This window comes from Stenotrophomonas sp. YJH_SMC_130 (assembly GCF_059369035.1).
On the sequence record NZ_JCAFSH010000018.1, the window covers coordinates 20,650 to 32,947 of the forward strand.

The window sequence follows — 12,298 nt, forward strand, 5'->3', positions numbered from 1 at the left end:
TATTGCCCGCCCGCAGGGAGCAGCCGTGCCGCCACTACTTGACGCCCGCCTCGCATCGCTGATGTTCCGCTTCAGCCAGCTGACACCGCATGGGCAGAAGCGTTACATGGCGCTGTTGAACGACTACCTGTACGCATCGCCGCTGCAACGGCGGCAGCTGCGCCAGGCATGGGAGGCCCTGCTTGCCCAGCCCTGTGGCGATGCAGATGACGCCCGGCATTGGATGCGGGCGCCGCGCAGGAAAGGGCGCCCCTGAATTGCGCGGCGTGGTTGCGGCGTGATTGTGATGTGAAAATTCGGACGAGTCAGACAGCTTGAGTGGAACGGATCGGTCAACGTGACCGGACCGGGAACTGTGCGGATGCGCTGTGCACCGCAGACCCGGTTTTCCCTTCAAATGAGCTGCTTTCATGAAGAACACGCATCGCAATACCCTGCTGGCCGCCCTGCTGGTGTGCCTGGCCCCGGCCGCCGCCTCTGCTGCAGAAGGCTACCTGACCCCGGCAACGAACAACGGCAGCGGCTACATGCCGTCGGGCTATACCAAGCTGTACTTCGAGCTGGGTGACGGTGACTGGGCCGCAAAGCTGAAGCTGCCTGGCAAGCCGCAGCAGGGTGATCACGTCGTCCTCAGCTCGCTGTCTTCCAAGTACGCCACGCTGGACGCGGCCAAGACTGCGTTCGCCAACCAGGTGTATCTGCCGGTGCAGGACCTGAGCAACATGGATCTGCGCTGGACCGCGAGCGCCCAGCGCTGGGACGTGGTGGGCGGCGAATCGGCGCGTGTGGTCTATGGCCGCAACCTGCCCAGCCAGGAGATTGAATCGTCCAACCACCTGGTGACCCAGGTGGGCCTGTACGACACCAAGCGTGCAACGTCCCTGGGCCTGCCGGCCTGGGCTCCGCAGGGCGCTGTGCTGGTGATTGCCAATGGTTCCAGCAACGATGTGCAGGTTCGCCCGTCGTCGTTGGTCGGTAATGCTGGCAGCGTCTGCAATGCCAACCAGAACTGCGGCTTCGTGTATGCCGCCGATGGCAAGTGGCATGCCCGCCAGGGCCATGCGCGCGTGGCCGCGCAGGCACAGCTGCCCGCGCCGACGGCGCGTTGGAACGATGTCTTCCTCGGCGACCCCGCCGAGGACATCGGCATGCAGCCGACGATGCGCCTGCCGGCACAGGGTGTGGAGGGTGACATCTACCAGATCACCAATCTGCATGGCGCCCGCTTCACCCGGGTCCTGGCTGACCACACCGACATGCCGAGCGGCATCTACGTGACGTCTGCCCATCGCCTGGTGCTGCGTTACGACTCGGCCCGCGGCCTGTGGATCCGTCAGGCGCTGCGCTGACAACACTCGTCCACCACGGCATGGCTCCGCTTCATGCCGTGGTGGCACTTCCCTGCAAGAGAGACACGCATGAAGACCCCGATCCTTGTTCTGGCACTGGCCACCGCCAGCGCCTTGCCGCAGGTTGCCCTGGCCGAAGCCGCGGATGGCTACTACGCCACTGTTCGCATCATTGATGCCGACCACCGCGCGCGCAACATGGACGCCAGTGCCCGCCCCGGCGTTGGTCGCTTCATTGCCGGTGATGAACACCAGCGCTTCGTGACCGGTGCCATCGGCGTGGGCTACGCACATGGCAATGGCTGGCGTACCGAAGGTGAATACACCCTGCGCCGCAGTGACACCTACACCAGCGGTTCCAGCCTGTTCGCCTCCAGCTTCAACAATCATGACGTCACCTCGCAGCGACTGATGGCCAACGCCTACCGCGATTTCGCCATCAACGGTGCGTGGTCGCTGTATGCCAGCGCCGGCGCCGGTCTGGCCCAGCTCAAGTCCGGTGGCTGGCAAGGCAACGAAAGCCGCCGCTATGGCAGCACCACCCGCGTCGGGCTGGCCTGGTCGGTGGGTGCTGGCGTGTCCGTGGCCGCCTCTGATCGCATGCACATCGATCTGGGTTACCGCTATGTGGATATGGGCAGCACCGAAAGCGGCTGGAATACCTTCGGCAACGCGCGTGGCCTGCAGGACGAAAAGATGAAGCTGGATCTGGCCTCCAGCGAGCTGCATCTGGGCGCGCGCCTGGCGTTCTGAACGGATCGCCCCGGCACGGCGGGCGGAATCATAACTCGTCGTTGTCCTATGCCTGCCGAGCCGGGGCCTACGTAGCATCTCCTCTCGAAGGCGATGCCCTTCGCTCAAGCCCATCAACGCGCGGCTTGAACTTAGAACCACCAACCCTAAACAGGAATTCAACAACATGAACAAGCTTGCAATTGCTTTGTCCGCCGCGCTGTCGCTGGGCGCTGCTGCGTCGGCCAATGCGGCCGATGCCACCATCAACTTCAGCGGCACGATTACCGCCATGACCTGCACCATTGGCGCAGGTACTGCCACCGGAACCTCGGTCGCCCTGCCGGAGCTGACCACGGATTCGATCAACAGCGGCGCCGCCAATCGCCAGACGGCTTTTGATCTGGTCATGGGTACCGCTTCTAACGGCTGCTCTCCGGGAACCGTCAAGCTCCAGTTCAAGAACAGTGGTACCACCACTGACGGGATGCTGAAGAATGCGGCCGCCACCGACGCGGCCAGCGGTGTTGCGCTTGCCATCATGGACGCCGGCACGGCCCTTGATCTCACCAAGGACACCCTGGATGCCACCTTCGATGCGTCCAACACCACCAAGACCTGGCCGCTTGTTGCGAGCTACGAGAAGGAGGGCACCGGCGATGTCGGCGCCGGCAACTTCTCTGCCGATCTGGTAGTCGACGTTACTTTCTGAGTTCCGCCTGGAGTGCCCAAGGTTGTTCCTTGGGCATCTCCCAACCAAACGGAGGCCCTTCATGCTGAAAATCAAGCCCACCCTGATGATGGCAGGCTGCGCAGCTGCTCTCATGTTCTCTACGCTTGATGCGCATGCCAGCGTGGTCATGAATGGCACGCGCGTGGTGTTTGCCGCTGAGGAGCGTGAAGCAAGTCTGCGTTTGCAGAACGTTGGCACCACCGCCAACCTGGTCCAGGCGTGGATCGATGATGGCAAGACGGTGAGTGAAACCCCAGGTGCTGCCGGTGCTGTGCCCTTTGCCATTCGTCCGCCGATCTTCCGCATGGAGGGCGGGCGCAGCCAGCTGCTTCGGATCTTCCACACCGGCGAAGCCATGCCCGGCGATAGGGAGAGTCTCTACTACCTCAACATTCTGGCTGTGCCGGGAAAGCCGGCTGGTGTAGCTGACGGGCGGCACCTGAACGTGGTGGTGCGGACCCGCATGAAACTCTTCTATCGACCGAAGGGCCTGTCCGCGGCGGGTGCGGCAGCGGCCCCCAGCAAGCTGCAATGGTCACTGGTGAAGGACCAGAAGGGTTGGGTGCTGAACTCGACCAATCCAACGCCTTACCACGTAAGTGTCGATTCCATCCAGGCGGGGGAGAAGGTCACGGCGGATGTAGCGTTGCCATTGGCAACGACGAGCTATCGACTTTCCCACGCCCAGGCCAATGCACTGGGACCGCAGGTGAAGTTCCAGTACATCAGCGCTCACGGCGCAAAGATTGAGATGACATCCCCACTGGCTCGGCCCTGAGTCCCGCCAGAACGAAGTAACCCGGTTTTTCCCCGTTCACCAGGCCCTGTCGCGGGGCTTGCCGGCCCCCTTTTGCCCACGTGTTGGAGTTCGTCATGATGAGCCCCCAGTCGCCAATGCGGTTGCGCCCGAGTCGTCTTGCGACAGCGGTGCTTGTTGCATTGCTGCCGATGGCCGCTTGCGCAGCCCCGGCACTTGAGTTCAACGCCGACCTTCTGCACGGCGGTATCGGTGCCAACCTCGATATGAGCCGCTTCGAGCGGGACGGCCCTCTGCCCGGTATCTACAGCGCCGACATCCTGGTCAATGGCACGAACATGGGCCGCCAGGACGTCGAGGTGCGCGCCCGGGGTGACGCGGACCATATCTGCTTGTCTCCCGAACTTTTCCGCCTGATCGGGCTGGAAGTGGACAAGCTCGAAGCCGCGCGCGAAAAGAGCGCAGATGCGGATTGGCTGCAGTTGCCGGAGTCGCTGACGTGCGAAGACATCTCCCGGTACATTCCATCGGCAAGCGTGCACCTGGACTCCGGCGAGCAAGTCCTGGAGGTCAGTGTGCCGCAGGCCTATCTTCGCGCAAACCGTCACGGTTGGGTCGAATCAGATCGATGGGATCACGGCGTCAATGCCGCGATGCTGAACTACAACATCAACCACAGCCGCAAGGAGTACGAAGGGCGGACGAGCCAGCATACCGGCGTCACCGTTGACGCAGGGCTCAACCTTGGCGCCTGGCGCTTCCGCCATGCGGGCTACTTCTCGCAGGATGGCAATGGAAACCGCGGCTACAGTGCCAACCGCAGCTATGCCCAGCGGGAGATCCGCGCGTGGAACGCACAGCTGACCCTGGGCGAGGCAACCACCAGCGGCGACGTGTTTGATGGCGTGAACTATCGCGGTGTCAATCTGCGTACCGATCCTCGCATGTTGCCGGAGGTGCTCGGCAATTACGCGCCCGTGGTGCGCGGCGTGGCGCAGACCAATGCACAAGTCACCATTCGCCAGCGCGGCCAGGTCATCTTCGAGACGACCGTGGCCCCGGGTCCGTTCGAAATCGATGATCTGCGCAACAGCTCCGGTTCCGGCGACCTTGAAGTTGAGGTCTCTGAAGCGGACGGTCGCGTGGAGACCTTTGTCGTGCCTTACGCTTCGGTTCCCCAGCTTCTGCGCGAAGGGCAGCAGCGCTTCAGCCTGACAGTGGGCGAGCTGAACAATGATGGCCTTTCGGAGGCGCCGACCTTTGTTGAGGCGACCCTGCGTCGTGGCGTGGGAAGCGCGTTCACCGCATATGGTGGTGCCACCGTCGCCGATGGCTACCATGCCATCGTACTGGGCGGCGCGCTCAATACACGTATCGGGGCCTTTTCGGGGGATGTGACGTTCTCTGATACGCGGTTGCCGTCGCCGAGCACAGCCTTCGGCGAGCGCATGCGCGGCCAATCGTATCGCTTGGCCTACAGCCGGAGCTTCGACTCGGCCACCAACCTGACGGTGGCGGCCTACCGCTACTCCACCGAAGGATATCTCTCCTTCAGTGACGCAGCGCGCTTGCGCGATGACCTGATCAGTGGCAATGGCGATCCCAGGCTGCAGCGACAGCGCAGCCGGTTGGATCTGACGGTGACTCAGCGCTTGGCGAAGGGCGCGCTGTTCCTCAGCGGAAGCAGCGCGGACTACTGGAGCGATAACCGGCGGACCACGAACTTCTCGCTGGGTTACAACGGCCAGCTGGGGCGCGCGTCCTACAGCATCAGTGCGCGCCGCTCACTGGAGTCGTCACTGCTCAACAGCGGCTCCCAGAAGCAGACCACCGGCGCCTACCTCAGCGTGACCGTACCCTTGGGACGTGCGCCTGCGGCGCCGCGACTGAGCGCGAGCGCGAACAGCGACTCCAGCGGTGGCCGGTACCGAGCGGGTGTTTCCGCTGGCTTCGGTCGGGATATGCAGGGTAACTACAATCTATCCTACAGCCAGGCTGGTGCGAACCGAGATATTGGCGCGAACGTGGCCTATGAGGCACCAATGGCCAGCCTGGGTGCTTCATGGAACCGCAGCCAGAACGGCCAGCAGTTTGGCGTGACGGCATCCGGCGGCGTGCTGGCGCACGGCGACGGCATCACCTTCTCGCAGCGCCTCGGCGAAACCATTGGCCTGCTGCACGTGCCAGAGGCAGCGGGCGCCAAGGTAGGGAATCAGCGCGGTGTAAAGACCGATAGGCGCGGCTTCGCTGTGGTGCCGTACCTGAGCCCTTATCGCCTGAATGAGATCTCCGTTGATCCCATGGGCATGACCTCGGACGTGGAGCTGAAAAGCGGGTCCGCCACAGCGGTACCGACCGCGGGTGCGGTGGTGAAGGCCGTCATTCCGACTGCAAGCGGCCGCAGTGCCCTGATCGAGGCGCTCGACAATGAGGGGCAGCCGTTGCCGTTCGGTCTGGACGTATACGACGAAGACGGACAGGTGGTCGGCGTGGTCGGGCAGGGCAGCCGCCTGTGGGTGCGAGGTGTCAGCGAGAAAGGAACGCTGTGGGTCAGATCGAACGAGGCCGCCGGTCACTGCGCCATTGCCTACGACCTTTCCGCGGCGAACGAACAGCTCTACATCAGCCAGTGCCTTCGCTCCACGGTTGCCAACATTGCCGCGACAGGCGCAGCTGATGGCGACCAGAACTAACGTTGGGAGATACGGGATGAACAGTCTGACGAACTTCAAGCAGCGGGCCTGGTGTGGCGCTCTGCAAGGGGCGCTCGCGCTCGCGCTCCTGACAGGCGCGGCCGAAGCCAGCGCGGCGTGCATCGCCGGATCCGAGCACTTTCTGAGCACTCCAACGACCGTGCTGCATGAAGGTTTCAGCTATGGCAGCCGAGTGACAGCGACGGGAGCCAGGGCCACAGTGCTCCGGGAATGCGACAGGTTCAGTGGCGCCGACCTCAGCATCTCGACCTCGCTTGCATATGTGGGTGAAGTTGGAGGTGTGCCGACTTTCGAAACATCAAACAGAGCCATCGGTGCCCAGTTCAGCTATCGCTACATAGAGTCGGCCGGGTTGGGTACCGAGGTCTGGTCTTCCTGGTTGAATCTGGATGATGGAAGTGACGACTTTCACGCGAAAGCCCAGTTCGACAGGAACGTGGATCGGACAGGCCTGCCCATTGAGGTCGAGGTGACGTTCGTTGCATTGAGGGACATCGGAGGCAACGAGTCGATCAGCGTTGCAGATCTGAATCCTGCGTTCCAGCTGGAAGACAGAACATACGGAGAGGACCTGCCCGCCGCGATGACGACAGGTTTCTCGATGCGCCCCAGGCGGTATGCATTCTGCGCTTTCACCAGTGCACCCCCCAGCTCGCAGCGGCTCGCAACGACAGCCATCAACATGTTGACGCGGGAAGGTGAAGTTGGACCCGCGGTCGACTTCTCTTTTTCCTGGAGTTGCGTTGCAGGCGACGACCATGCAGGAGGCGCGGACTTCCAGTTCCTGTCGAGCAAGGCGCTGGGCACGTCGAACGGCCTGCTGGCCGTGGATGGAGATGCCAAGGGGGTCGATATGCTGGTCACGATGAAGGATAAATCAGGGAAACAGATGCCGGTTCCCTTGGGCACGCACTGGTGGGCCTCGCATCATTATGGCAGAGGCTATCCCCTGCCCAGTATCGGCAGCCAGGAGATGCAGGTTCGATTCCGCAGGAACAAGGACGCTATCACGCCGGGCGATGCGACCAGCACCATGACGGTGCGTCTGTCGCTCTTCTAGAGACTATCGAAATGCGCACTTTCATTCCCGTCATCTGTGTACTGATGCTGGCGATCACGTTCCCCGCTGCGGCTGACCTGAAGGTGGAAGGTACCCGCGTGGTTCTTGAAGGCGGCAAGCAGGCAGGGTCGGTCCGGATCAACAACACGGGTGAGGCACCGGTGGTGGTGCAGAGCTGGATCGATGATGGCGACGCGGATGCGAAGCCGGAGCGTCTACGCGTGCCGCTGGCGACAACCACACCCCTGTTCCGGCTGGATCCCGGCGCCCGTCGAGACATCGAGGTGCGCGTGGCTGAGCCGACACAGCTGCCGCTGGACCGGGAGTCGATGTTCTGGCTCAACATTCTCGATGTGCCCCGACGGGAAGCGCATGGCAGGCGCACGGCGATCGAGCAAGCGGTGCACTGGCGCCTGAAGGTCTTCCACCGGCCTGCCGGTCTGCCCGGCAAACCGGACACGGCCATCGATGCGGTGAAATGGAGCATCCATCGTTCCAGCTCGGGTACGCTGGCGCTGCACGCACGCAACCCCTCGGCGTACTTTGTCAGCCTGCGGAAAGTGGTGCTGAACGGACGCGCGGTCGCCGTGAGTGCGGTTGATGCGGCGGTCGCTCCCTATGCGGAGTGGAGCCTTGCGCTGGACGAAGAGCAGCTGGGGCTCCCCGCGAATCCGGTACTGCAGATCACCTGGATCGATGGCGAGGGACGGCAACATCAATGGAACGGGCACGCAGCGACCGGTGCGTGAGCGGGATGCAGCAACGGGGCGGTTTCAGTCCGCGCGAGATACGTGGGCCTGGATCTGTTGTTCAAGGCCGCGTGCATCGACCCACCGCACGTCCAATGGAACGACTGCCGGGCGTGGCGCGGGCGCGTCAGGGAGCACCTGTGTCCAGTGCCCCATGGGGGGGACCTGTGCGGTGCTCGCATCCAGAGCGATCGGCTGCCCGCTCAGCGTGAGTCGGGCCAGGCTGACGAAATAGGGGGTCGCATTGCTGGCCCGCAGGACGGCGCGCCCTTGCGGATCCGTCTGCAGCTGCCATCGCAATGCGGGCGGTGCAGCGTCAGGGGAGCCGGGAAGGCCAGCTGGGCGATGAAAGACCTTCAGGCGCCAGCGCATGGCGAACTCAAGAGAATGCGGGGTTGCCCCCCTAGCGCGGGCGGGCACATCCACGATGTTGAGCCAAAGCAATGACTCCCGGTCGTTGGGCAGCTTCAATGTGTCGGCGGCTCGGATCTGGATGTCTCGCTTGCTGCCGGCGTCCAGCCGAAACGCGGGCGGCGTGACGAACAGGGCCGGGCGCAGGTGCTCCAGCGAAGCATCCTCATCACCGTCGTCGATCCAGGCTTGTATGAGCGACGGCCGATTGCCAACGTTCTGGAGACGGAGGCTGGGGGGGACTGAGCTGCCCTGTTGGTAGATCACCCGCGTGGCGTTGACCCGAAGGTCGGCCCATGCGGCCGTCGGTACGGCCATCAGTAGCAGCAAGGTCGATGTTCGCAGGAGTGACAACGTGGCGCGCCTAGTAGGGAATGGCTTCGATGGTCAGTGTGCTGCTGGCCACCCCCGGTACGATCGGTTGAGCGGTGCGGACGAAGCGCACCTGCATTGCCTGGCTGCCATTGGCAGGCAGACCACCCGTACCAGGGCTCAGGCGGTTTGCATACCAGGTGTCGAACACGATGGGCTCCTGGCTGCCGTCCTTCCGCTCAAGGGTGACCAGCATGTTCACACCTCCGGCATCGCCGGTGGTGGAGAGCTGTCCGGGGCTGCCAGAGACCGCAGCGGCGGACTTGAAACGGAAATCTCCCTTGCCACTATGGCCCTGATTGCCGGCACGGCAGCTCCAGCTGAAGGAGAAATCGGCGGCTGGCCCCACGTCTCCAGGCGCGCGAAGGCTGGAGGCAGCCGTCAGCGGCAGCTGCAGCCTCGCCGGAGGCCGGGCACTGAACTCGCAGCTCGCCTCCACCCGCGGACTCTGGCGAACCCCTTCCACGATCAACTGGTTGAGTGACAGGCCATGGCTGCCGTCGGTCACGCGCAAGGGTTCGATATCGCCCATCGCAATCGATTCATCTGAGAAATCGCGCAGCGCGATAAAGCGGTAGTCCACTTCGATGGGAATCGACGCGGTCGGATTATCCCGCATGTACTCCGCCCGCGCGATCAGGGATGAAGCGGCAGTACCCACTTCCTGCCATTCCGAGTAAACGGGTTGCCCGGAGCCTGCGATGGACTGGATGTAGCGGTACTCAAGCTGGATGCCGACGCCATCATGCTCTGTCTTGAACGTAATTCGCCCATCGTGCACACCTGCAAGGCCGGTTGCCGGCCCAATGGACAACTGGGCGGAAGCAGTCGGGCTGCAGTCGACGTAGTACGGCACGACTGCACGTGCCCAGCCCACCATGACATCGCCCGTCTTGAACGAATCGTAATAGCCGAAAGACGTTGGCATCCACTTCTGCGGGCCAGCGGCGCAGGCAGCGGCGGTAGCTGGTGCGATCACGCAGAGCAAGGCCAGCAGGGGCAGTAAAAGCCTCCGCGCTCCCTGGGCTGATTCGATGGCTCGCTGATGCAAAGTGCGCCTCTTGAAGAGTGTGTCCCTTCTACCGGGGCAGGTTCCAGCGCAAAGAGTAGGGCAAGCGCAGGGCGCTGCCAATGGATTGGTACGGTCGCGCGTGACGTGGCGGGGCCATGCTGGACGGCACCTATGGAAACAACGGGCTCAGGCTAGAATCACCGTGAAACCTGCGTGAAAGTCCGAGGCAGGATCTTAAGTGCCATACGCAGGCCAGCCAACCAGCAATGCATCTGGTGGTGTTCGGACCCAACGCGGGCCGTTGGCGGGCGCGTCGTGGATGGAGTGCGGGGCAGGGCCGTGGCGCTGGACCATGGCTGCCCAGCAGCTGGAGCGGGAACAGCAGGCCGGATCATCCGCAGTGCGGAAGGCCGGGGCCGAAGGTGGCGTCCCTTCGGCCCCGGGTTCTTTACTTCACTCAGAGATAGTTGAGCTCGATACCGATCCGGCTGGTCAGCTTGGTTGAATCGGTGAGCTCGGCAGGATCAACCGCATCTCCGATCACGGAAATGTTGAGCATGCCGGTGACGCGGCTGAAGGCCTCCTTATTCCAGCCCATCTGCATGAAGCCGTCGGGGTCATCAGCCCTGACGCCATTGGAATTGCCAGTCGCATTGACGAAATCAATGGCCTTATCGTCGGCCTTTCCTCCGCTCATGGCGATCTGCACCCTTCCCATCTCATTCCCGTCGTCCTTCAGCAGATAGAAGAAGTTCTTCGGCGGCATCGGTGCGCCCGTGAGGGCCTGGTCCGAGAAGTGCATTGTCAGAACGGTCGCGTTGGGGCATTCGATCTCCAGCGGCGCGTCGATGATGCCGCGGAATGCCAATTTACCGTCGGAGGACGGAGTCGGCTTCAGATCGCCAAAGGACGGCAGCAGGCCGTCGGTGAAGGTCAGCGAGCACGGGCTGGGCTCGATGCTGCCGCCAATGCTGAGGTCAGCGGTGGCGGCCTGGCTGGTTGCGGAAAGGGCAAGTGCAAGCAGCACTGGCATTGCAAGAGCGTTGCGCGGGTTCATTGGCGTTTCTGCCTTGTCATTAGATATAGATGAGATTGATGGTGAAACTACCGATCAGGTCGATCTCGTCAGCGGGTGAAAACGCGGCCTGGGACAACAGGCGTGGCTTGACATTGATGTTGAAGCTCGCATTCTCCACTGCCTGCAGGAAGCCCATGCCGCTGCCCGGGGTATTGGCCCAGGCCTGATCGCTCAGGTGGGCGTCGTTTTTACCGTCAAATCGCCAGATGCCTGACAACCTGCCCTGGTTGACTCCGTCCATCAGCCGGACGATGTAGACGCCGGCCAACTTGCTGGTATCTGTCCTGTCCTTGATGGTGAAGCTGGCGCGCATCGTGAGGGGGTCCATGTTGTCGACGAACGACATCTGGACACGCCTGGCGCCGTTCGGGCAGGTGAGCGTGGCGGGCAGGGTGACCGCTGCCAGCTCTGTCATCTCGCTCGGCTTCAGGTTCTCGTAGGCGATCTGGCCAAACGCAAGCTTGTCCTGGTCGGCGATGCTGATCTCACATGGCGCGGCCTTGACCGTGATCGTGCCGCTGATGTCCAGAGTGCTTGTTGCGGCAGCAGCCGAACAGGCAGGCAGCAGGGTGGCGCCGAGCAGTGCACGGAGGGTTGGATGCATGGAAAGGTCCTTTCAATGAAATGCAAGGGCCTGCATCTGCGGATGCAGGCCCCTTCCAGAACTGCTTACAGCACCGTCAGTTCAATGGTGGCCTGGCCCTGGATGTCGATGCTGTTGCTGAGGTCCAACTCGCTGAGGGAAGCAATGGCGGCGTCCACGTTGAGCGTAACCTTGGCGTCCTTCGTTGCCGTCACCGCCTGGTTGTTGCCCCAGGCGGTCTGCTGGCCGTCGCCCGGCTGGAGCACCGTCGCCGCGCTCCAGCTGCCACCGCTGGTGCGCGTGATCATGCTGGAGCTGCCATTGTCAGTGATCGGGCTGGCCAGCGAGATCACGTACGCACCCACGTCCTGCCCATCCTCGCTGCCCAGCCCGAACGCCTGATCGCTCGTTGCACCGGTCTTGGCCACACCCACGGCAGCGTCAACCAGGTTTGCGCTCCGGGCATCGACCGCACTGATGGCGAACTGGCTCTTGCCGGGGCAGCTGACGCTCAGGTCGATCGACTGCGTGGTCAGCTTGGTCGGAACGGTGGTGGACAGCGATTCGGTTTTGATCTCGCCGAGGTTCACCATGCCGGTGCCGTCCAGGCCGATGGTGCAGGGGGGCGGGGTGATGGTGCCGGTCACTTCCAGCGTGGCCGATTCCGCCGCGCTGGCAGAGGAGGACGCGGCCAGCAGAGCGACGGCCAGGGTAAGCATTTTCTTGTTCATGCAATCAGATCCGATCA

General features: G+C 63.1%; 13 protein-coding genes. 8 read left to right on the top strand and 5 right to left on the bottom strand.

From position 1 onward, the window contains the following. Positions 1 to 25: 25 nt before the first annotated feature. The 8 genes from AC5P5V_RS15720 to AC5P5V_RS15755 all read left to right on the top strand — a co-directional run bounded on the left by AC5P5V_RS15720 (position 26) and on the right by AC5P5V_RS15755 (position 8,094). Entirely contained in the window at positions 26 to 256 is a 231-nt protein-coding gene (locus AC5P5V_RS15720) for a hypothetical protein (protein ID WP_134967702.1), read from the top strand. A 154-nt stretch (positions 257 to 410) separates the two neighbouring features. Beyond that, positions 411 to 1,349 carry a hypothetical protein gene (locus AC5P5V_RS15725; protein ID WP_134967701.1) on the top strand — a complete coding sequence of 313 codons (939 nt, stop codon included), beginning with the start codon at positions 411 to 413 and terminating at the stop codon, positions 1,347 to 1,349. A gap of 69 nt (positions 1,350 to 1,418) precedes the next feature. Further along, the gene (locus tag AC5P5V_RS15730) at positions 1,419 to 2,102 is read left to right on the top strand and encodes an outer membrane protein (protein ID WP_134967700.1); all 684 of its coding nucleotides are present in this window, start codon (positions 1,419 to 1,421) and stop codon (positions 2,100 to 2,102) included. A gap of 166 nt (positions 2,103 to 2,268) precedes the next feature. Next, entirely contained in the window at positions 2,269 to 2,793 is a 525-nt protein-coding gene (locus AC5P5V_RS15735) for a fimbrial protein (RefSeq protein WP_134967699.1), read from the top strand. A 61-nt stretch (positions 2,794 to 2,854) separates the two neighbouring features. Then, positions 2,855 to 3,592: a fimbrial biogenesis chaperone gene (locus tag AC5P5V_RS15740; protein ID WP_134967698.1), complete on the top strand. Its 738-nt coding sequence runs from the start codon at positions 2,855 to 2,857 to the stop codon at positions 3,590 to 3,592. A gap of 95 nt (positions 3,593 to 3,687) precedes the next feature. Then, positions 3,688 to 6,264, top strand: coding sequence for a fimbria/pilus outer membrane usher protein (locus AC5P5V_RS15745; protein WP_134967697.1), 2,577 nt, complete (start codon positions 3,688 to 3,690; stop codon positions 6,262 to 6,264). A gap of 16 nt (positions 6,265 to 6,280) precedes the next feature. After that, positions 6,281 to 7,345, top strand: a complete 1,065-nt coding sequence (locus AC5P5V_RS15750; protein WP_134967696.1) for a fimbrial protein — start codon at positions 6,281 to 6,283, stop codon at positions 7,343 to 7,345. Between the two features lie 11 nt (positions 7,346 to 7,356). Further along, positions 7,357 to 8,094, top strand: coding sequence for a fimbrial biogenesis chaperone (locus AC5P5V_RS15755; RefSeq protein ID WP_134967695.1), 738 nt, complete (start codon positions 7,357 to 7,359; stop codon positions 8,092 to 8,094). 24 nt (positions 8,095 to 8,118) lie between these two features. Here AC5P5V_RS15755 and AC5P5V_RS15760 read toward each other — a convergent pair whose 3' ends face one another. The 5 genes from AC5P5V_RS15760 to AC5P5V_RS15780 form a co-directional block, all read right to left on the bottom strand. Then, positions 8,119 to 8,823 carry a fimbrial biogenesis chaperone gene (locus AC5P5V_RS15760; RefSeq protein WP_134967694.1) on the bottom strand — a complete coding sequence of 235 codons (705 nt, stop codon included), beginning with the start codon at positions 8,821 to 8,823 and terminating at the stop codon, positions 8,119 to 8,121. 46 nt (positions 8,824 to 8,869) lie between these two features. Beyond that, positions 8,870 to 9,856 carry a fimbrial protein gene (locus tag AC5P5V_RS15765; RefSeq protein ID WP_134967693.1) on the bottom strand — a complete coding sequence of 329 codons (987 nt, stop codon included), beginning with the start codon at positions 9,854 to 9,856 and terminating at the stop codon, positions 8,870 to 8,872. Positions 9,857 to 10,346: 490 nt separating this feature from the next. Beyond that, positions 10,347 to 10,946 carry a hypothetical protein gene (locus AC5P5V_RS15770; protein ID WP_134967692.1) on the bottom strand — a complete coding sequence of 200 codons (600 nt, stop codon included), beginning with the start codon at positions 10,944 to 10,946 and terminating at the stop codon, positions 10,347 to 10,349. A gap of 19 nt (positions 10,947 to 10,965) precedes the next feature. Beyond that, positions 10,966 to 11,571 carry a fimbrial protein gene (locus AC5P5V_RS15775; RefSeq protein WP_134967691.1) on the bottom strand — a complete coding sequence of 202 codons (606 nt, stop codon included), beginning with the start codon at positions 11,569 to 11,571 and terminating at the stop codon, positions 10,966 to 10,968. 65 nt (positions 11,572 to 11,636) lie between these two features. Continuing rightward, positions 11,637 to 12,281, bottom strand: coding sequence for a DUF1120 domain-containing protein (locus tag AC5P5V_RS15780; protein WP_134967690.1), 645 nt, complete (start codon positions 12,279 to 12,281; stop codon positions 11,637 to 11,639). Positions 12,282 to 12,298: the final 17 nt, after the last annotated feature.